The organism is Rhodobacter xanthinilyticus, from assembly GCF_001856665.1.
Lineage (GTDB): Bacteria > Pseudomonadota > Alphaproteobacteria > Rhodobacterales > Rhodobacteraceae > Rhodobacter > Rhodobacter xanthinilyticus.
Map to the genome: position 1 here is coordinate 1289358 of NZ_CP017781.1, position 20650 is coordinate 1310007.

The following is a 20650-nucleotide window of genomic DNA, read 5'->3' on the forward strand; positions in this document are numbered from 1 at the left end:
ATGCTGACCCTCCAATGCCCCTATTGCGGCGTGCAGGCCGAAGAAACCGAACTCGCCCCCGGCGGCGAAGCGCATCTCAAGCGCTTCGGGCCGGGGTCGTCGGATGAAGAGTTCGAAGGCTACCTCTTCAATCGCAAGAACCCCAAGGGCGTCCATTTCGAACGCTGGCGCCATGCCTATGGCTGCGGCAAGTGGTTCCTGACCGCGCGTTGCACCAATACGCTCGAGGTCTTCGGCACTTACCCCGCCCAGACCACCGAGCCGCCCGCCGATCTCCTCGCCAAGATCAAAGAGAAACGCCCCGGTTGGGAGGGCTGGAAATGAGCACCCGTCTGTCGAAAGGCGGTCGTCTGATCGACCGCTCGAAGCCTCTGAGCTTCACCTTCAATGGCCGCCCGATGCGCGGTTTCGCCGGCGATACGCTGGCCGCGGCGCTTCTGGGCGGCGGTCAGAGCCTCTTGGGCCGGTCGTTCAAATACCACCGTCCGCGCGGGCTGATCGGCTCCGGCGTCGAGGAGCCGAACGCGCTCGTCAACCTCGGCCGCAATGCGCGCCTCGAGCCCGATCAGCGCACCACCACGACCGAGCTCTTCGAGGGCCTCGAAGCGACCAGCCAGAACCACTGGCCCTCGCTCGAATTCGACGTCGGCGCGATCAACGACAAGCTCTACCGCTTCTTCCCGGCGGGCTTCTACTACAAGACCTTCATGGCGCCGCGCTGGGCGTGGAAACATGTCTTCGAGCCGATCGTGCGACAGGCGGCGGGCCTCGGCCTTGCGCCGAAAGAGGCCGATACCGACCGCTATGAACAGGCCTATAACCACTGCGACGTGCTGGTCGCGGGCGGCGGTGTGGCGGGCCTTGCGGCGGCGCTCGAGGCCGGGCGCGCGGGCAAGCGCGTCATCGTCATGGAGCAGACCGCCCATTGGGGCGGCCGCGCGCCGGTCGATGGCGGGCTGATCGAGGGCATGGCCCCCGAGGCCTGGGTGAGCTCCGCGCTGCAAGCGCTTGAAAAGATGGAAAACGTCACGCTGATGACCCGCACCATGGTCGCGGGCCACCATAACCACGGCTATGTCATCGGCTACCAGCGCGTTGCCGACCATACCCCGGGCGACACCCGCCCGCGCCACCGGCTGTGGCGGATCCGGGCGGGCGAGCTGATCGTGGCCTCGGGCGCGATCGAGCGGCCGCTGGCCTTCGCCGGCAACGACGTGCCCGGCGTGATGCTGGCCTCGGCGGTGCGCGACTATCTCGTCAACTGGGCGGTCAGCCCGGGCGATCGGGTGGTCGTGGTCACCAACAACGACGACGCCTATCGCACCGCGCTGGCGGTGCTCGATGCGGGGCTCTCGGTGCCTGCGATCCTCGATGCGCGCGAGGCCGCCGCGGGCGATCTCGTGGCCGAGGCGCGCGCCCGCGGCATCAAGGTGATGACCGGCCGGGCCGTCGCCAAGGTTCTCGGCGGCAAGGCCGTCACCGGCGTCGAGGTCTGCGCGCAGGCCGGCGAGGGCGGCGTGATCGAGACCATCGCTTGCGATTGCGTGGCGATGTCGGGCGGCTGGTCGCCGGTCGTGCACCTGTGGTCGCATGTCGGCGGCAAGCTGATCTGGGATGAGGCGCAGGCGATGTTCCGCCCCGATCCGGCGCAAGCCCCGATCGGTCCTGACGGCGCGCCGATGGCGCGCGCGGTGGGCGCGGCGAATGGCGCGCTGACGCTGAGCGAGATCGCGGCCGAAGCCGGGCTCGCGGCCACCGCGCCTGCCGAAGGCCCGCTCGCGCCGGTCTGGATCATGCCCGCGGGCGCCAAGGACAAGCTCAAATACAAGGCTTTCCTCGATTTCCAGAACGACGTGAAGGTCTCCGACGTGCAGCTCGCCGCCCGCGAGGGCTATGAGAGCGTCGAGCACACCAAGCGCTATACCACGCTCGGCATGGCCTCGGATCAGGGGAAACTGAGCAATATCAACGGCCTCGCGATCCTCTCTGATGCGCTCGGCCAGCCGATTCCGGTGACCGGCACGACCACCTTCCGCCCGCCCTACACGCCGATCTCGTTCGGCGCGATCGCGGGCGAGGCGCGGGGCGAGCTCTTCCAACCCCTGCGGCGCACGCCGATGCAGGGCTGGCACGAGGCCAATGGCGCGCATTGGGAGCCCGTCGGCCTCTGGCGGCGGCCCTATTGCTACCCGCGCACGGGCGAGAGCCACCGCGCCGCGGTCAACCGCGAGATCACCAACACCCGCACGAATGTGGGCCTCTTGGACGCCTCGACGCTTGGCAAGATCCTCGTGAAGGGCCCCGATGCCGGGCGGTTCCTCGACATGCTCTACACCAACCTCATGTCGACCCTGCCGGTGGGCAAATGCCGCTACGGGCTGATGTGCAACGAAAACGGGTTCCTCTCGGATGACGGCGTGGTCGTGCGTCTGGCCGAGGATACCTTCCTGTGCCACACCACCTCGGGCGGCGCCGACCGGATCCATGCGCATATGGAAGACTGGCTCCAGTGCGAATGGTGGGATTGGAAGGTCTATACCGCCAACCTGACCGAGCAATTCGCGCAGGTCGCGGTGGTCGGCCCGAAGGCGCGCAAGCTGCTCGAAAAGCTCGGCGGCATGGATGTCTCGAAGGAGGCGCTGCCGTTCATGACCTTCGCCGAGGGCGAGCTCGGCGGCATCCCCGCGCGGGTGTTCCGGATCTCCTTCTCGGGCGAGCTCTCCTATGAAATCGCGGTTCCCGCCAATATGGGCCTCGCGTTTTGGGAGAAACTGGTCGCGGCGGGCGCGGAGTTCGGCGTGATGCCCTATGGCACCGAGGCGCTCCATGTGATGCGAGCCGAAAAGGGCTTCATCATGATCGGCGACGAGACCGACGGCACGGTGATCCCGCAAGATCTCGGCCTCGGCTGGGCGATCTCGAAGAAGAAGGCCGATTACCTGGGCAAACGCGCGCAGGAGCGGGTCGACATGGCGCGCCCCGATCGCTGGAAGCTCGTCGGCCTCGAGACGCTCGACGGCTCGGTGCTGCCCGATGGCGTCTATGCGCCCGCCGAAGGGTTCAACGAGAACGGCCAGCGCAACACTCAGGGCCGCGTGACCTCGACCTATTACTCGCCGACGCTCAAGCGCGGCATCGCGATGGGCCTCGTGCTGCACGGGCCCGACCGGATGGGCGAGGTGATCGAGTTCGCGGGCGACAAGGGCGCGCTGATCAAGGCCCGGATCGTCGATCCGTGCTTCTATGACAAAGCAGGGGAGAAGGCCGATGTCTGAGGCGGTGAGCGCTCTGAACGGCAAGAGCCACAAGGGCTTTTGCGAGGTCGCCGAGGCGGGCCTGACCGGCATGGTCACGATCCGCGCGGATCTGGGCTCGGCCGCGCTCGCGGCGGCGCTGGGCGGGCTTGGCCTCTCGGTGCCCGCCCCGCGCGGGGTGGTCTCGGCGGGCGGGCTGACGCTTGGCTGGATGAGCCCCGACGAGCTGATGCTGGTGTGCGATTACGCGGCGGCGGGCGGCATCGCCGCCGACCTCGCCGCGGCGCTCGCGGGCGAGCATGCGCTCGTCGTCAATGTCTCGGACATGCGCGCGCGCTTCACCATCAAGGGCGCGCGCGCCGATGAGGTGATCATGAAGCTCTCGCCCGCCGATATCGCGCGGCTGCCCGAAGGCGAGATCCGCCGCTCGCGCGCGGCGCAGGTAGCGGTGGCCTTCTGGCGCTCGGGGCCCGAGGAAATCTCGGTCGTCGGCTTCCGCTCGGTCGCGGGCTATATCCTCGGCCTGCTCGAAGTCTCCTCGCGCAAGGGCGGCGAGATTTTCTGAGCCCGCCGCAGGGTTCGAATTGACGGCGATACCGGGGCGTATACTCTCGCCCCGGTATTTCTTTTTGGACTCAACGAGATGAAATTTTCTGTCTGGCTCTCCGCCGCGCTTCTCGCGCTGACGCCCCCCGCCTTTGCGGAGACCAAATCCCCCGATCTGAAAATCCCCAAGGGCGCCACGCTGATCCTGTGCGAGTGGGACGTGCCCAAGAGCCATACCACCAGCCCCGAGGCGACGCTGCTGATGACCGAGACGAGCGGCCGGATCACGGTGACCGACGGGCTCGTGCTCTACTACGCGGGCGCGCCGGTGAAGGCCGAGGTGCAACTCGACAACGCCCACCGCACGGTCTGGGCCTGGTCGCTGCGCCGGGTCAAGGACAACGGCAACCAATATGTCGACGACATCAAGGTGCGGCTCACGCTGCAAAAGGCCGATCAGAGCGCGCTCTTGTTCATCAACCCGGTCGGCTACATGACCGAAAGCGTGCGCGGCACCTGCGGCGCAGCCACCGAGAAGTAACGGGCCGGGCTGGGGGCGCTGCCCCCCGGCTTCGCCTCCCCCCGGGATATTTATGGCAAGATGAATGAGCCCCTTTCATCTTGCTCCAAATATCCCGGGGGTGAATGGCCGCAGGCCAGAGGGGGCAGCGCCCCCTGCGCCCCTTCACCCTTGCGCCGCGGGCCGGATTGCGTCACTCCAGAGCAAGGACAGCCTCAGGAGGGCGAGATGGATTATTCGAAATCGGGCGGCATGACGCCCAAGCGCAACGCGCCCCGCCATGCCGAGCACAACGCCAAGGGCAGCGCCAAGAACCCCTTCGGTCAGGGCGCCACCAAGGCCGAGCTGGTGGCGCGGATGAAGGCCGCCGCCGAGGCGCGCGCCGCCGCCGCCAAGGGCTCGGACGAGCCGCAGGGCTGAGCCAGCGCCTCTGTGCAGCCAAAACCGCCGAGCTGTGCGCGCCCGCCCTTGACCTTGCCCGCGCGCGCCCTTCAATTAGCACCAACGCGAACCAATTGAGGACGAAGACAATGGCTTTCGAACTTCCCGATCTCCCCTATGCCCATGATGCGCTCGCCGCGCTCGGCATGTCGAAGGAGACGCTCGAATATCACCACGACCTGCACCACAAGGCCTATGTCGACAACGGCAACAAGCTGATCGCGGGCACCGAGTGGGAAACCAAGTCGCTCGAAGAGATCGTCAAGGGCACCTATGTCGCGGGCGCCGTGGCGCAAAACGGCATCTTCAACAACGCCTCGCAGCATTGGAACCACGCCCAGTTCTGGGAAATGATGGGGCCGGGCGGCAAGGTCATGCCGGGTGAGCTCGAGAAGGCGCTCGTCGAAAGCTTCGGCTCGGTCGAGAAATTCAAGGAAGACTTCGCCGCCGCGGGCGCGGGCCAGTTCGGCTCGGGCTGGTGCTGGCTGGTGAAGGACACCGACGGCGCGCTGAAGGTCACCAAGACCGAGAACGGCGTGAACCCGCTCTGCTTTGGCCAGACCGCGCTTCTGGGCTGCGACGTGTGGGAACATTCCTACTACATCGACTTCCGCAACAAGCGTCCGGCCTATCTCACCAACTTCCTCGACAAGCTCGTGAACTGGGAAAACGTGGCCTCGCGCCTCTGATCCCAGGGCAGTTTGCCGATTTCGGGCCCGTCGCGACGCGGCGGGCCTTTTTCCGTGGCGGAGGAATGATGCGCGACGAGGTCAAGGGGCTTTGGGCCCTGGTGGCGGCCTGTTCGGTCTGGGGGCTTTCGGGGCTCTATTACAAGCTCTTGGCGCATGTGCCGCCGATCGAGGTGCTGGCGCATCGCACGATCTGGTCGATGGTGTTCTTCGGCACCGTTCTGGCCGCGCAGGGCAAGCTTTCGCGCCTGGGCGGGGCGTTGCGGGGGCGGGCGCTGATCCTCGTGGCGATCGCGGCGCTGGTGATCTCGCTCAACTGGTTCGGCTTCATCTGGTCGGTGCAGAACGGCCATGCGCTCGAGGCGAGTCTGGGCTATTACATCTTCCCGCTGATCACGGTGGCGCTCGGCGTTCTGGTCTTCGGCGAGCCGATGAAACGCGGCCAGGCGGTCGCGGTCGCGATCGCGACGGTGGCGGTGATCTATCTTACCTGGGGGTTGGGCCGGGCGCCCTGGATGTCGCTCTTTCTGGCGGGCACCTTCGCGATCTATGGGCTGGTGAAGAAGCGCCTCGCGGTCGGGCCGACGGTTTCGGTGACGGCGGAGGTCGTGCTGCTCACGCCGCTCGCGCTCCTTTACCTCGCCGCCTTGCAGGCCGGTGCGCTGGCCGAGCCCGCGGGGGCGGCGCATTTCGGCTCCGATTGGCGCACGACGGTGCTCTTGATGGTCTCGGGCGTGCTGACCGGCGGGCCGCTCATGCTCTTCAGCCTCGCCGCGCAGAAGGTGCGCCTCGCGACCGTCGGGCTCGTGCAATATCTCAACCCGACGCTGCAACTCTCGGTCGCGGTCTTCGCCTTTGGCGAGCCGGTGACGCGCTGGCATATGGTTGCGCTGCCGATGATCTGGGGGGCGCTTGCGATCTATTCGGCGGCGAGCCTGCGGCGCGCGCCCTGAGGGCGGGGCCTCAGCCGAAGAAGCTCTCGAGCTCGGCCTCCAGCGCGGCCGGGCTCTCGACCCAGATCAGCATCTCCGCAAGGCTCGGCGCGGCGAAGCCCTCGTCGATCATCCGGTCGAAGATCGCCCGCAGCGGATCCCAGTAACCCTCGATATTCATGACATAAATCGGCTTTTCATGGAGGCCGATCTGGCGCCAGGTCAGCGCCTCGAAGAGCTCGTCGAGCGAGCCCGCGCCGCCCGGCAGCACCACCACCGCCTCGGCATTCATGAACATCACCTTCTTGCGTTCATGCATGGTCTCGGTGACGATGAAGGTGGTCAGGTCGCGCTTGCCGACCTCGCGGGGGAAGAGGTGCTCGGGGATCACGCCGAAGGTCTCGCCGCCCGCGGCCTGGGCGGCGCGCGCGACCTCGCCCATCAGCCCGACATCGCCCGCCCCGTAAACCAGCCGCCAGCCCCGCTCGGCGAGCATCGCGCCGGTCTCGCGGGCGGCTTGCGCATAGGCCGGGCGCCCCCCCGCGCGTGAGCCGCAATAGACGCAGACGGAGCGGGTGTGGGACATTTGAGCACCTCCGGGGCAGGGCGCGCGGGCGGTGCGCAGCCAATTCTTGTTTGGTGATAGCCCCTTGGCTAGAGTTGCTCAAGAGAGAGCGGCGCCGGGGCGCCACAACCAAAGAGGGCGAGATGGACGAGGGTATCGCGGGCGGCGGCAAAACGGTCGGCAAGGTCGGGGGCGCGCTTTTGGGCGGGGTCTCGGCGCTGGCGGTTCTGGCGGGGCTGTTGGGCTATTTCCTGCTGTCGAACCCGCCCGCGCCGGAGACCGCCGCGCCGCAACCGCTCGCGAGCGCGGTGCCCCCGCCCGAAGCGGCGCCCGAACCCGCCCCCGAGCCCGAACCCGAGCCCGCGAAGGCTGCGCCGGAGGCTGTCGCCCCTGAGGCCGCCCCCGCCGCGCCTGAGGCCGAGGCGCCCGCCGCGCCCGCCCGGGCGCTGGCCGAGTTCGACCAGCTTCGCGCCGCGCCCGATGGCGCGCTGACCTTGGCCGGGCGCACCGAGCCGGGCGCCGCGGTCGAGGTGCTTCTTGACGGGGTGGCGGTCGACAAGGTGGCGGCCGGGGCCGATGGCAGCTTTGCCTCGGTGATCCTCGCCGCGCCCTCGGCTGCGGCGCGGCAATTGACGGTGCGGGTGACCGGCGCCGATGGTGTCGCGCGCGAGGGCGGCGCGGCGCTGACCGTCGCGCCGAGCGCCACCGCGCTCGCCGAGGCCGCCGCCGCCGCGGGCGCGAGCCCCGAGACGGTGGCCGCGACCGAGGCCGAGGCCGCGGCGATGGCGGCGGCGCCGCTCGTCGCCGATGCCGAGGGGGCGAAACTTCTCGCCGGCCCGGCGGCCGAGCTGACCATCGACACGCTCGCCTTCACCGAGGCCGGGGCGATTGCGCTGAGCGGGCGGGGCGCCGCGCCCGGCGCGCTGATCCGCGCCTATGTCGACAATGCCGAGGCGGGGCTCGTGCAGGCCGATGCCGGCGGCGCCTTCCGGCTCGAGCTGCCGCCTGCGAGCGCCGGGCCCCATCAGCTGCGCCTCGATGCGCTCGATGCCGAGGGCCAGGTGCTGGCCCGCGCCGAGGTGGGCTTCGAGGCGCCCGCCTCGCCCGAGACCGCCGCGCCCGAGACCGCTCAGGCCGCGCCCGAGGCCATCCCGCCCGTGCCGGTCGCCGATGGCGGCGCGCTGCCGCGGGCGCGGATCGTCACGATCGAGAAGGGCAATACGCTTTGGGCGATCGCCGGGCAGACCTATGGCGACCCCTATCTCTATGTCCGCATCTTTCGCGCCAACCGCGACCAGATCCGCGACCCGGATCTGATCTACCCGGGCCAGGTCTTCACCCTGCCCGAGTAACGGCGCGGAATCGGGCTGGACTTCCGCGGTTTCGGCTATAGGTTTTGGCCGCCCGCCCGGACCTTGCCGGGCGGCGCACCGCACAGGAAGGAACCCCCATGCCGCCCTCCCAGATCACCTCCTCGGGCAAAGTCAGCCAGGACGAACGCGCCCGCGGGCTGCGCACGATCCGCTCGGTCGCGCCCTATCTGTGGCCCGCCGAGCACCCTTGGGTGAAACGCCGCGTGGTGATTGCGCTCGCGCTTCTGGTCTGCGCCAAGGTGATCTCGGTCTTCACGCCCTTCCTCTACAAGGCCGCCGTCGACAGCCTCGCGGGCTCGGCGCGCGACGAGGGCTGGCTGTTGCCGCTCGGCGCGGTGGCGCTGACGGTTGCCTATGGGGTGGCGCGGCTGGCTTCGGTGGGCTTTGGCGAGCTGCGCGACGCGGTCTTCGTGAAGGTCGCCCAACGCGCGCTGCGCCAGCTCGCGCTCGAGACCTTCGAGCATATCCACCGCCTCTCGCTGCGCTACCACATCACCCGCAAGACCGGCGGGCTGAGCCGGATCATCGAGCGCGGCGTCAAGGGCGTCGAATTCCTGCTGCGCTTCCTGTTGTTCTCGGTCGGGCCGCTGATCATCGAGCTCTCGCTCGTCGCGGTGCTCTTTGCGGTGCTCTTCGACTGGCGCTATGCGGCGGTGGTGGTGGTCACGATCTGGGCCTATGTGACCTTCACCTTCAAGGTCACCGAATGGCGCGTGGCGATCCGCCAGCGGATGAACAAGGCCGATACCGAGGCCAATCAGAAGGCGATCGACAGCCTGCTGAACTTCGAGACGGTCAAGTATTTCGGCGCCGAGGCGCGCGAGGCGGCGCGCTATGATGCCTCGATGGAGGGCTATGAGAAGGCCGCGGTGAAGACCGGCCAGAGCCTCGCCTTCCTCAACTTCGGCCAGACGCTGATCATCACGGCGGGGCTTGTCGCGGTGATGGTGATGGCCGCGCTCGAGGTCAAATCGGGCAAGCTCACGGTCGGCGATTTCGTCATGGTGCAGGCCTATATGATCCAGATCACCATGCCGCTGGGCTTTCTCGGCACGGTCTATCGCGAGATCCGTCAGGCGCTCGTCGATATGGGCGAAATGTTCGATTTGTTGCATCAGCCCGCCGAAATCGAGGACAAACCCGGCGCCAAGGTTCTGAAAGTGCAAGGCGGCACGGTGCGGTTTGACGATGTGCGCTTCGCTTACGACCCCTCGCGGCCGATCCTGAAGGGGGTTTCGGTGGAGGTTCCGGCGGGGCAGACGGTGGCGCTGGTCGGGCCCTCGGGCTCGGGCAAATCGACGATCGGGCGGCTTTTGTTCCGCTTCTATGATGTCACCGGCGGCGCGATTTCGATCGACGGGCAGGACCTGCGCGAGATCACCCAGCAAAGCCTGCATGATGCGATCGGGGTGGTGCCGCAGGACACGGTGCTCTTCAACGACACGATCCGCTACAATATCGCCTATGGCCGCGCCGAGGCCACCGAGGCGGAGGTGATTGCCGCGGCGAAGGCGGCCAAGATCCATGATTTCGTGATGAGCCTGCCGGAGGGTTATGAGACCACCGTGGGCGAGCGCGGGCTGAAGCTTTCGGGCGGCGAGAAACAGCGGGTGGGGATCGCGCGCACGCTGCTGAAGAACCCGCCGATCCTGCTCCTTGACGAGGCGACCTCGGCGCTCGACACCCAGACCGAGCGCGACATTCAGGAGAGCCTGAAGGCGATGGGCCGAGGGCGCACGGTGATCACCATCGCGCACCGGCTCTCGACGATTGCCGATGCCGACCGGATCGTGGTGCTCGAGAAGGGCGAGGTGGTCGAGGAGGGCCGGCATGAGGAGCTTCTGGCGCGCGGCGGGCGCTATGCGGCGATGTGGGCGCGGCAATCGGCCGAGGACGAGGACGAGGACGAGGACGGGGACGCGAACGGGGCGGGCGCGCAGGCCGGCGCCTGAGTGGCCCCGCGCCGGGCGGGACGGGCGCGCCCTTGGCAAGCCCCGCCCGCCCGTATAGAGAGAACCAAACCGCCGAAGGGAGCCGCCAGTGGACGAGACCGACAGCTTTATCGAGGAAGTCACCGAGGAAGTCCGCCGCGACAAGCTCTTCGCGCTGATGAAGAAATACGGCTGGATCGGGATCGCGGCGATCCTCGCGATCGTCGGCTCCTCGGCCTGGATCGAATGGCAAAAGGCGCAGGCCGAGGCGCGCGCCGAGGCCTTTGGCGATGCGATCTTGGCGGCGCAGGCCTCGGCCGACCCGGCCGCGGCGCTTGCCGCGCTCGACGAGACCGGCGCGCGGGCGGCGCTTGCGCAGTTCCTGACCGGCGCGGCGAAGGCCGAGGCGGGCGATCTGGCGGGCGCGCGGGCGGCTTGGGATGCGGTGGCGAAAGACCCCGCGGCGCCGCGCAGCCTGAGCGAGATGGCGCGGCTCAAATCGGTTCTGGCGGCGGGCGAGGCGCTCGCGCCCGAGGCGCGCGCGGCCGAGCTCGCGGCGCTCGCGACGCCGGGTGCGCCCTATCGGCTGCTCGCGCTCGAGGCGCAGGCCGATGATGCGGCGGCGGCCGGCAAGGCCGAGGAGGCGATCAAGATCGCGCGCGAGATCCTCGCCGAGGCGGGGGTCACGGCGGGCTTGCAACAGCGCGCCTCTCAGTTGATTGTGGCTCTGGGCGGCGACCCGGCGGCGGCGGAATAAGGCGCGGTCGCGGACCGGGGCCGGGGAAATCAGGGGGATGACGGCGGTGAAGCTGATCTCGGGAATGGCCATGCTGAGCGTGGCGGCACTGGGCCTGATGGGCTGCGAGAAGGAAGTGATCCTGCCCGGCGAGCGGCTCGATCCGCGCGCGGTTCTCGCGGGGGCGGCGCCCGCGCCCGCGCCGCTTTCGACCGCGCTGAGCCTGCCGCGCCCGCAGGCCAATGCCGAGTGGACCCATCGCGCGGGCAATGCGACCCATGCGCTGACCAACCCGGCCTTTGGCGCGGGGATGACCCTCGCCTGGGCCGCGCCGATCGGCACCGGCTCCGACCGCAAGCACCGGATCACCGCCGAGCCCGTGATCGCGGGCGGGCGCATCTTCACCCTCGATGCCGAGGCGCGCGTGGCCGCCACCTCGACCGCGGGCGGGCCGCTTTGGGCCACCGACCTCACCCCCCCCGCCGACCGCGCGGGCGATGCCTCGGGCGGCGGGCTCGCGGTGGCGGGCAATCGCCTCTACGCGACCACCGGCTTTGGCGAGCTCGTCGCGCTCGACGTGGCGACCGGCGCCGAGGTCTGGCGGCAGAAATTCGACGCGGCTGTGGGCGGCGCGCCGACGGTCTCCGACGGGATCGTCTATGTCGTGGCGCGCGATGCCTCGGCTTGGGCGATCGAGGCCGCGAATGGCAAGGTGCTCTGGCAGCTCCCCGGCGTGAACGGCGCGGGCGCGATGACCGGCGTCTCGGCGCCTGCGGTCAACGACCGGCTCGTCGTCTTCCCGTTCTCCTCGGGCGAGATGATCGCCTCGCTGAAAGCCAAGGGGCTGACGCTCTGGCAGGGCAAGGTCGCGGGCGCGCGGATCGGCCGCGGCTATGCCTCGATCTCCGATCTCACCGGCGATCCGGTGATCGTGGGCGACCGGCTCTACGCCGGCTCCTCGGCGGGCAAACTCGCGGCTTTCGACGTCAATTCCGGCGAAAAGCTCTGGACGGCGGATGTCGGCCCGGTCTCGCCCGTGCAGGTGGCGGGCGGCGCGATCTGGCTCGTCTCGGATGAAAACAAGCTCACCCGCCTCGATGCGGCCTCCGGCGAGACCGTCTGGTCGGTCGATCTGCCCTATTTCGAGGCCGAAAAGCCGAAGAAATACCGCACGATCTTTGTCCATTACGGGCCGCTTCTGGCCGGCGGGCGGCTTTATACCGCCTCGAGCGACGGGCTCTTGCGCGCCTTCGACCCGGCGACGGGCGCCGCACTCGGTCAGGTCGAGATCCCCGGCGGCGCGGCGACCGAGCCGGTGGTCGCGGGCGGCACGCTTTACGTTGTTTCGCGCACCGGGCAGCTTCTGGCTTTTCGCTGAGCGAAAAACCGTATAAAGGGGCCGCTTGATCCGCCGCAGGAGGCAGAAATGAGCTTTACCCTGGCCATCGTGGGCCGCCCGAATGTGGGCAAATCGACGCTGTTCAACCGTCTGGTGGGCAAGCGGCTGGCGCTGGTCGACGATCAGCCGGGCGTCACGCGCGATTTGCGCGAGGGCGATGCGCGGCTCGGGGATCTGAAGTTCATCGTGATCGATTCGGCGGGCCTCGAGCTCGCCGAGGATGACAGCCTGCAAGGCCGGATGCGGCGGCTGACCGAACGCGCGGTCGAGGAAGCGGATGTGTGCCTCTTCCTCGTCGATGCGCGCGTGGGCGTGACCCCGGCCGACGAGATTTTCGCCGAGATCCTGCGGCGCAAGAACGCCCATGTGATCCTGGCCGCGAACAAGGCCGAGGGCCATGCGGGCGTGGCCGGCGCGCTCGAGGCCTGGAGCCTCGGGCTCGGCGAGCCCCTGCAGATCTCGGCCGAACATGGCGAGGGGCTCGATGACCTTTATGCCGCGCTCAAGCCGCTCGCCGATGAATTCGCCGCGCGCCATGCCGCCAATACCCCCGAGGTCGATGTCGAGATCGAGGAAGGCTCCGAGGAGGAGGAGGTCTACCGCGCGCCGACCGCCGCCAAACCCCTCCAGCTCGCCGTGATCGGCCGCCCGAACGCGGGAAAATCGACGCTGATCAACAAGATCCTCGGCGAGGACCGGCTCCTGACCGGCCCCGAGGCGGGCATCACCCGCGACGCGATCTCGGTCTCGACCGAGTTCATGGGCACGCCGATGCGGATCTGGGACACCGCCGGGATGCGCAAGAAGGGCAAGGTCAATGACAAGCTCGAGAAGCTCTCGGTCGCCGACGGCCTGCGCGCGGTGCGCTTCGCCGAGGTGGTGGTGGTGCTCCTCGACGTGAACATCCCCTTCGAGACGCAAGACCTGCGGATCGCCGATTTCGCCGAGACCGAGGGCCGCGCGGTCGTCGTCGCGGCGAACAAATGGGATCTCGAGGAAGACAAGCCCGAGAAGCTCAAGGAGCTGCGCGAGGCGTTCGAGCGGCTGCTGCCGCAGCTCAAGGGCGCGCCGCTCGTCACCGTCTCGGCCAAGACCGGCAAGGGGCTCGACCGGCTCAACGACGCGATCCTGAAGGCCCACCGGGTCTGGAACCGCCGGATCTCGACGGCCAAGCTCAACAACTGGCTGACCGCGATGACCGAGGCGCACCCGCCGCCGGCGCCGGGCGGGCGGCGGATCAAGCTGCGCTACATGACCCAGGCCAAGACCCGGCCGCCGGGCTTTGTGATCATGGCGACCCATACCGACAAGATCCCGGAAAGCTACGGGCGCTATCTGGTCAACGGGCTGCGCGCCGATTTCGACATGCCGGGCACTCCGATCCGCATCTTCTTCCGCGATCAGGGCAACAAGAACCCCTACAAGGACAAGAAGAAGTCGATTCCGTCGCGGCTGACCAAACACGTCGAGGCGAAGAAACACGCCGCGCGCAAGGAACGGGGGCTGGCCTCGAAGCCGGTCAAGTAAGGCGCGGCTGCCCGGCGGGAGGCGCGGGTGACGCGGTCTTTTGCGTATTTGGACCAAGAAGAAGGGGAGGGCGCCGCGCTCTCCCCTTTCGCATGACCGGCTGTTTCTTCTTGGCAAAAATACGCAAAAACCGCCGCCCGGCAAAGCAAAACCCCCGCCGGGCAAGGGCGGGGGGCGCAGATCGGGTCGGGGCGGGGCGCGGCGGGGCTCAGACGAGCTTGCCGTCGACGAGCCGGGTCTTGCCGCCGAGATAGGGGTGCAAGACGGCGGGCAGGGTGACCGAGCCATCGGCCTCCTGGCCGTTTTCCAGAACCGCGATCAGGCAGCGTCCGACCGCCAGCCCCGAGCCATTCAGCGTCGCGACGAAATCGGGCTTTTCGCCCTCGGCCGGGCGGAAGCGCGCGTTCATCCGGCGGGCCTGGAACTGGCCGCAGGTCGAGACCGAGGAGATCTCGCGATAGGTATTCTGCCCCGGCAGCCAGACCTCGAGGTCATAGGTCTTCTGAGCGCCAAAGCCCATGTCGCCGGTGCACAGCACGATGCGCCGATAGGGCAGGCCGAGCGCCTCGAGCACCGCTTCGGCGCGTTTGACCATGCCCTCATGTTCCGCGATCGCCTCCTCGGGGCGGCAGATCGTGACCATCTCGACCTTCTCGAACTGGTGCTGGCGCAGCATGCCGGCGGTATCCTTGCCCGCCGAGCCCGCCTCGGAGCGGAAGCAGTTGGTGTGCGCGCACATCCGCATCGGCAGCGCCGCCGCCTCGACGATCTCGCCCGCGACGAAGTTCGTCAGCGTCACCTCGGCGGTCGGGATCATCCACCAGCCGTTCGTCGTCTCATAGCTGTCCTCGGCGAATTTCGGCAGCTGCCCGGTGCCGAGCATGGTCTCGGGGCGCACCAGAACCGGCGTGATCGCCTCGCTCAGCCCGTGGGTGTCGACATGCAGATCGAGCATGAACTGCGCCAGCGCCCGGTGCAGGCGCGCAACGCCGCCCTTGAGCACGACGAACCGCGCCCCCGAGAGCTTCGCGGCGGTCTCGAAATCCATCTCGCGGCCAACGGCGGGGAGCTGATAATGCTCCTTCGGCGCGAAATCGAAGCCCCGCGGCGTGCCCCAGCGGTGGATCTCGACGTTGCCCGCCTCATCGGCGCCCTGCGGCACATCGGCGAGCGGCGCGTTCGGGATCAGGAGGAGCTTGTCGCGGAGCTCGCCATCCAGCAGCCCCGCGCGCGCCTGCATCGCCGCGACCTCGGTCTTCTTCTCGGCCACCAGCGCCCGCAGCCGCTCGAACTCGGCCTCGTCGCCCTTGGCTTTCGCCGCGCCCACGAGTTTCGAGGCGGCGTTCTGTTCGGCCTGCGCGGTCTCGGCGGCATGGATCGCGCCGCGGCGCTCCTCGTCGAGCGACAGGATCTGCGCGGCCATCGGCGCCAGCCCCCGGCGCGCAAGGTCGGCATCGAACTGGGCAGGGTTTTCGCGGATCGCGCGGATATCGTGCATGGGGGACCTCTTTGGTTGCGCGAACGGGTTTAGCGCGGAAATATGCAAGGCGAAAGCCCCGGCGGGGCGGCTGAGTCCCGGCCCGCCCGCGATCCCCTTGCGCGCAGGCGCGGGGATGGTGTATGGCCGTTATATTCAAAAAGCGGAATGTCACTCCGCAAGGACGCTTATCGCCCGAAGGGAGGGATTCGAGATGAAATCCATGATCTTGTCGCTGGCTCTGGCCGCGCTGATCTTGCCGCAGGACGTGCTGGCCGAGGGGGCCGCGCCCTATCTCGTGACGCGCGAGGAGGTCACCGACTGGAAGGCGGTCTACGGGCGGATCGAGGCGAAGGATTCGATCCCGGCGCGCGCGCGTCTGGGCGGCACGCTGATCGACCTGACCGCCAAGGAGGGCGATCTGGTGCAGGCGGGCCAGCCGCTCGGCAAGGTCGTGGATGAGAAAATCGGCTTTCAGATCAATGCGATCGACGCGCAGCTCACCTCGCTCGCGGCGCAGCTTGCCAATGCCCAATCCGAGCTCAAGCGCGGTCAGGAGCTGAAGGCGCGCGGCGTGCTGACCACCCAGCAGCTCGATGCGCTGCAAACCCAGGTCGATGTCTACATGGGCCAGATCGAGGCGCAGAAGGCCTCGCGCCGGGTCATCGAGCAGCAGGCGACCGAGGGCGAGGTGCTCGCGCCGATCTCCGGGCGGGTGCTGACCGTGCCGGTGGCCAAGGGCGCGGTGGTGATGGCGGGCGAAACCGTTGCCACGATCGGCGGCGGCGGCTTCTTCTTGCGGCTCTCGGTGCCCGAGCGCCACGCGACCGCGATGGCCGAGGGCGACGAGATCTCGATCGAGACCGCGGCCGGCCCGAAGACCGGGCGCCTCGCCAAGGTCTATCCGCTGATCGAGACCGGCCGGGTGACGGCCGATGTCGAGGTGGCCGATCTCGATTCGGCTTTTGTCGATGCGCGGGTGCTGGTGCGCCTGCCGCTGGCCACGCGCGAGGCGATCCGGATCCCGGCGGCGCTGGTTTCGACCCGTTCGGGGCTCGATTTCGTCACCGTCGAGAAAGACGGCGCGCGCGAGATCCGCACCGTTGTGCCGGGCGATCATGTGACGGTCGAGGGCACCGATATGGTCGAGATCGTGACCGGCCTGATGGGCGGCGAGACGGTGGTGGCGGCCGATGAGCACTGAACCCGTGCCCCCCGTCTGGGAAGAAGACGAATTCGCCCATGACAAGCTCGGCATCGCCGGGCGGCTGACGCGGGCCTTCATCAAATCGGCGCTGACGCCGCTCATGATCCTCGCCGCGCTCGCGGTGGGCTTTGTCGCGCTGATCTCGCTGCCGCGCGAGGAAGAGCCGCAGATCTCGGTGCCGATGGTCGATGTGCATATCCAGGCGCCGGGCCTGAAGGCGCCCGATGCGATGAAGCTCGTCACCGAGCCGATGGAAACCATCATCAAGGGCATCAACGAGGTCGAGCACGTCTACAGCCAGACCTCGGATGATTATGCGCTGGTGATGGCGCGCTTCGTGGTCGGCACCTCGGCCGATGCGGCGATCTTGCGGGTGCATGAGAAGGTGCGCGCCAATGCCGACCGGATCCCGGTGGGCATCGCCGAGCCGATGATCGTGGCGCGCGGCATCGATGACGTGGCGATCGTGTCGCTGACGCTCTCGGCCAAGCCCGGCACCGATATCGGCGCCAATGAGCTCACCCGCATCACCCGCGAGCTGCAGACCGAGGTCACCAAGATCGAGAATGTCGGGCTGAGCTATATCGTCGGCGAGGCGACCGAGGCGATCCGCATCGAGCCCGACCCGGAGAAGCTCGCGCTTTACGGGATCACGTTGCAGGGGCTGAGCGACAAGGTCAAACAGGCCAACCGGGCGTTCTCGACGGGCAAGCTGCGCGACAAGGGCGAGCAGATCGACCTGGTGGCGGGGCAGACGCTGGTCGCGCCGGCCGAGATCGCGGGGCTCTTGCTCTCGGCGCGCGATGGCCGGCCGGTTTATGTGGCCGATGTCGCCAAGGTCGAATATGTCGCCGACACGACCGACCATATCGTCGCCAATGTCACCCGCGAGGGCGAGGCGCTCAACCGCACCCCCGCGGTCACGCTCGCCATCGCCAAGCGCGCGGGCTCGAACGCGGTGGTGGTGGCCGAGAAGATCCTCGAGCGCGTCGAGGAGCTCAAGGGCGAGCTGATCCCGGCCTCGATCGAGGTGCAGGTCACCCGCGATTACGGCGAGACGGCCAATGAGAAGGCCAATGAGCTGCTCTTCCACCTCGGCCTCGCGACGATCTCGATCATCGCGCTCGTGCTCTTCGCGATCGGCTGGCGCGAATCGATCGTGGTGGCGATCGTGATCCCGGTGACGATCCTGCTTACCCTCTTTGCCGCCAATATCATGGGCTATACGCTCAACCGCGTGTCGCTCTTCGCGCTGATCTTCTCGATCGGGATCCTCGTCGATGACGCGATCGTGGTGATCGAGAATATCGCGCGGCATTGGGGGATGAAGGGGCCGGGCGACCGGGTCCACAAGGCGATCGTGGCGGTGGCCGAGGTCGGCAACCCGACGATCGTGGCGACGCTGACGGTGGTGGCGGCGCTTTTGCCGATGCTGTTTGTCAGCGGGCTGATGGGGCCCTACATGAGCCCGATCCCGGCCAATGCCTCGGCGGCGATGATCTTTTCGTTCTTCGTCGCGGTGATCATCACGCCCTGGCTGATGGTCAAGATCGCGGGCAAGGCGCCGCTCCATCACGCCGATGACGCCCATCAGGGCGGCAAGCTCGGCGCGCTTTATGCGCGCGTCGCGCGGCCGGTTCTGGCCACCAAGAAATCGGCGGGGATGTTCCTTCTGATCACGGTGGTGCTGTCGTTCGGCTCGCTCGGGCTGCTCTATACCAAGCATGTCACGGTGAAACTGCTGCCCTTCGACAACAAATCCGAGCTCAGCGTGGTGATCGACCTGCCCGAGGGCGCCTCGGTCGAGGCGACCGATGCGGTGGCCCAACAGGTCGCGGCGGCGGTCACGCGTCTGCCCGAGGTGATCTCGGCCCAGACCCATGCCGGCACCGCCGCGCCCTTCAACTTCAACGGCCTCGTGCGGCACTACTACCTGCGCGAATATCCCTGGCAGGGCGATGTGCAGATCAACCTCGCGCCGAAGGCCGAGCGCGACCGCACCTCGCACGAGATCGCGCTCGAGATCCGCGAGATCATCGCCGGGATCGACATGCCGGCGGGCACCTCGCTCAAGACGGTCGAGCCCCCGCCCGGCCCGCCGGTGATCTCGACGCTGCTTGCCGAGGTCTATGGCCCGGATGCCGAAACCCGCCGCGCCGCGGCCGCAAAGATCCGGCAAGCCTTTGAAAGCGTGCCCTATATCGTCGATGTCGATGACAGCTTCGGGGTCCAGTCGCGGCGCCTGCGCGCCACCGTCAACGCCGATGATCTGGAGTTCTTTGAGGTCTCGCAGGGCGATGTCTTCGACACGATCGCGCTTTTGAACGGCTCGACCACGGTCGGCTATTCGCACCGCGATCAGGAGCGCGCGCCGCTGCCGATCGTGATGGAGCGCGACAAGGGCCAGCGGGTGATGGACGAGGCGACGCTCTCGACGCCGATCCCGGCGAACCTTCTGCCCGGCGCGCGCGGCGTGGTCGAGCTCGGCGATGTCGTCACGCTGCGCGAGGAAAAGGCCTCCTTCCCGATCTTCCGCCACAATGGCCGCGAGGCCGAGATGGTCACCGCCGAGCTCGCCGGCACCTTCGAGGCGCCGCTCTACGGGATGATCGCGGTCTCCGATGCGCTCGAGACGATCGACTGGGCGCCCGGCGAAAAGCCCGAGATCTCGCTCCACGGCCAGCCCGAGGACGAGGCGAAGGTCACGCTCCTGTGGGACGGCGAATGGGAGGTGACCTGGGTGACCTTCCGCGATATGGGGGCGGCCTTCGGGGTGGCGCTTCTGGGGATCTATATCCTCGTGGTGGCGCAGTTCGGCTCGTTCCGGCTGCCGCTGGTGATCCTGACGCCGATCCCGCTGACCTTCCTCGGCATCATGGCGGGGCATCTGATCTTCGGCGCGCCGTTCTCGGCGACCTCGATGATCGGCTTCATCGCGCTGGCGGGGATCATCGTGCGCAACTCGATCCTGCTCGTCGATTTCATCCGCCACAGCGGCCATGAAGGCCAGGGCCCGATCGACATCCTGATCGCGGCCGGCGCGATCCGCTTCAAGCCGATCCTGCTCACCGCGGTCGCGGCGATGATCGGCGCGGTGGTGATCCTCGCCGACCCGATCTTCCAGGGCCTCGCGATCTCGCTGCTCTTCGGGCTGCTCAGCTCGACGCTGCTGACGGTGCTGGTGATCCCGGCGATCTACCGGATCTTCAAGACCTGATCCGTCCGGGTCTTGACCCCGCGCACCCGGCCCCGCAAGGGCCGGGTGTTTTCATATCCGCCCCGAAAACGCAAAAGGCGGCCCGAAGGCCGCCCGCATCCGCGCCCGTCGCCGCCCTCAGGCGTCGTTGCAAAAGAGCTCGTAAATCGTCGCCACCACCCGCGCCGCGCGCGGGTCCGAGAGCGAATAATAGATCGCCTTGCCCTCGCGCCGGCAGCTCACCAGCCCCTCGAGGCGCAGCCGCGCAAGCTGCTGGCTCACCGCCGCCTGCCGCGTGGCCAAAAGCCCCTCGAGCTCGGTCACCGATTTCTCGCCGGAGCTCAGGTGGCACATGATCATCAGCCGCCCCTCATGGGCGAGCGCCTTGAGCAGGTTCGAGGCATCCTGCGCGCGGTGGATCATCTCCTCCGCATCGAGACGCGCGCAACCCTCCTTCACCCAGCCATCGCCGGGGTCGGTCGCATAGTCGGGGGTGTTCAGCCCGTCCGGTGACATGGTGCGGCTCCGCTCCGTTCACTTGACATCATACTATCACAATTGACGGCGCATAACATGCCGGATCGGCGCTGGCGAGGGGGCAGGCGCTCAAGCCCGCGTGAAACCGGCGATTCCTGGCCGATTTTCGCGCCCCGGCGGCGCGCCCTGCGGCGCCATGACGCAGCGCCGCGCCGCCGCTCAAAGCGGTTCGAGCGCGCAATTGCGGTCAGGCGATCTCGCGCGGGGCCGGCGCGCGGTGCGGCGCCCGCGCCCGCGCCCGCGCGAGCTTGCGCAGCACCGCAATGCCCAGAACGGCAAGCGCCAGCGTGTCGAAGCTGATCGGGAAAATCTGGTCCATC

Annotated in this window: 18 protein-coding genes; 14 read left to right on the forward strand and 4 right to left on the reverse strand. The window is 68.2% G+C overall.

Going from position 1 to position 20650, the window contains the following annotated elements; genetic code table 11:
• From LPB142_RS06410 to rarD, 7 genes are all read left to right on the forward strand, one after another.
• Entirely contained in the window at positions 1–324 is a 324-nt protein-coding gene (locus LPB142_RS06410; RefSeq protein ID WP_071165860.1) for a sarcosine oxidase subunit delta, read from the forward strand.
• Complete coding sequence (locus LPB142_RS06415) at positions 321–3275, forward strand: sarcosine oxidase subunit alpha family protein (RefSeq protein WP_071165861.1); 2955 nt, start codon at positions 321–323, stop codon at positions 3273–3275. Before LPB142_RS06410 ends, LPB142_RS06415 begins: the two co-directional genes overlap by 4 nt.
• Positions 3268–3819: a sarcosine oxidase subunit gamma gene (locus LPB142_RS06420; RefSeq protein ID WP_071165862.1), complete on the forward strand. Its 552-nt coding sequence runs from the start codon at positions 3268–3270 to the stop codon at positions 3817–3819. Before LPB142_RS06415 ends, LPB142_RS06420 begins: the two co-directional genes overlap by 8 nt.
• A 78-nt stretch (positions 3820–3897) precedes the next feature.
• Positions 3898–4341: a hypothetical protein gene (locus LPB142_RS06425; protein WP_071165863.1), complete on the forward strand. Its 444-nt coding sequence runs from the start codon at positions 3898–3900 to the stop codon at positions 4339–4341.
• Between the two features lie 207 nt (positions 4342–4548).
• Complete coding sequence (locus tag LPB142_RS06430; protein WP_071165864.1) at positions 4549–4740, forward strand: hypothetical protein; 192 nt, start codon at positions 4549–4551, stop codon at positions 4738–4740.
• A gap of 110 nt (positions 4741–4850) precedes the next feature.
• Positions 4851–5450: a superoxide dismutase gene (locus LPB142_RS06435; RefSeq protein WP_068767356.1), complete on the forward strand. Its 600-nt coding sequence runs from the start codon at positions 4851–4853 to the stop codon at positions 5448–5450.
• 68 nt (positions 5451–5518) lie between these two features.
• Positions 5519–6403 carry an EamA family transporter RarD gene (gene rarD, locus LPB142_RS06440; RefSeq protein WP_071167155.1) on the forward strand — a complete coding sequence of 295 codons (885 nt, stop codon included), beginning with the start codon at positions 5519–5521 and terminating at the stop codon, positions 6401–6403.
• A 10-nt stretch (positions 6404–6413) separates the two neighbouring features.
• Here rarD and LPB142_RS06445 read toward each other — a convergent pair whose 3' ends face one another.
• Positions 6414–6968, reverse strand: coding sequence for an LOG family protein (locus tag LPB142_RS06445; RefSeq protein ID WP_068767355.1), 555 nt, complete (start codon positions 6966–6968; stop codon positions 6414–6416).
• Between the two features lie 122 nt (positions 6969–7090).
• Here LPB142_RS06445 and LPB142_RS06450 point away from each other — a divergent pair, with 122 nt between their 5' ends.
• The 5 genes from LPB142_RS06450 to der all read left to right on the forward strand — a co-directional run bounded on the left by LPB142_RS06450 (position 7091) and on the right by der (position 13913).
• Positions 7091–8299: an Ig-like domain-containing protein gene (locus tag LPB142_RS06450; RefSeq protein ID WP_156894329.1), complete on the forward strand. Its 1209-nt coding sequence runs from the start codon at positions 7091–7093 to the stop codon at positions 8297–8299.
• 98 nt (positions 8300–8397) lie between these two features.
• On the forward strand, positions 8398–10272 hold the full coding sequence (locus LPB142_RS06455; RefSeq protein ID WP_071165866.1) for an ABCB family ABC transporter ATP-binding protein/permease: 1875 nt from the start codon (positions 8398–8400) through the stop codon (positions 10270–10272).
• An 88-nt stretch (positions 10273–10360) separates the two neighbouring features.
• Complete coding sequence (locus tag LPB142_RS06460) at positions 10361–11008, forward strand: hypothetical protein (protein WP_071165867.1); 648 nt, start codon at positions 10361–10363, stop codon at positions 11006–11008.
• A 37-nt stretch (positions 11009–11045) separates the two neighbouring features.
• Positions 11046–12365, forward strand: coding sequence for an outer membrane protein assembly factor BamB family protein (locus tag LPB142_RS06465; RefSeq protein WP_071165868.1), 1320 nt, complete (start codon positions 11046–11048; stop codon positions 12363–12365).
• A gap of 48 nt (positions 12366–12413) precedes the next feature.
• Complete coding sequence (der, locus tag LPB142_RS06470; RefSeq protein ID WP_071165869.1) at positions 12414–13913, forward strand: ribosome biogenesis GTPase Der; 1500 nt, start codon at positions 12414–12416, stop codon at positions 13911–13913.
• A gap of 208 nt (positions 13914–14121) precedes the next feature.
• Here the strand turns inward: der and serS are convergent, their stop codons facing one another.
• Positions 14122–15411 (reverse strand): serine--tRNA ligase, encoded by a 1290-nt coding sequence (gene serS, locus LPB142_RS06475; RefSeq protein WP_071165870.1) that lies wholly within the window; start codon positions 15409–15411, stop codon positions 14122–14124.
• A 193-nt stretch (positions 15412–15604) separates the two neighbouring features.
• On the opposite strand from serS, the gene LPB142_RS06480 reads away from it, so the two are divergent.
• Both LPB142_RS06480 and LPB142_RS06485 read left to right on the forward strand, forming a co-directional pair.
• Entirely contained in the window at positions 15605–16594 is a 990-nt protein-coding gene (locus tag LPB142_RS06480; protein WP_156894330.1) for an efflux RND transporter periplasmic adaptor subunit, read from the forward strand.
• Entirely contained in the window at positions 16584–19814 is a 3231-nt protein-coding gene (locus LPB142_RS06485) for an efflux RND transporter permease subunit (protein WP_071165871.1), read from the forward strand. Before LPB142_RS06480 ends, LPB142_RS06485 begins: the two co-directional genes overlap by 11 nt.
• A gap of 117 nt (positions 19815–19931) precedes the next feature.
• On the opposite strand, the gene LPB142_RS06490 is transcribed toward LPB142_RS06485, so the two are convergent.
• Together LPB142_RS06490 and LPB142_RS19775 are read right to left on the reverse strand one after the other, a co-directional pair.
• Entirely contained in the window at positions 19932–20216 is a 285-nt protein-coding gene (locus LPB142_RS06490; protein ID WP_231879091.1) for an ArsR/SmtB family transcription factor, read from the reverse strand.
• Between the two features lie 301 nt (positions 20217–20517).
• Positions 20518–20649, reverse strand: coding sequence for a hypothetical protein (locus LPB142_RS19775; RefSeq protein WP_269635461.1), 132 nt, complete (start codon positions 20647–20649; stop codon positions 20518–20520).
• Between the last annotated feature and the right edge of the window lies 1 nt (position 20650).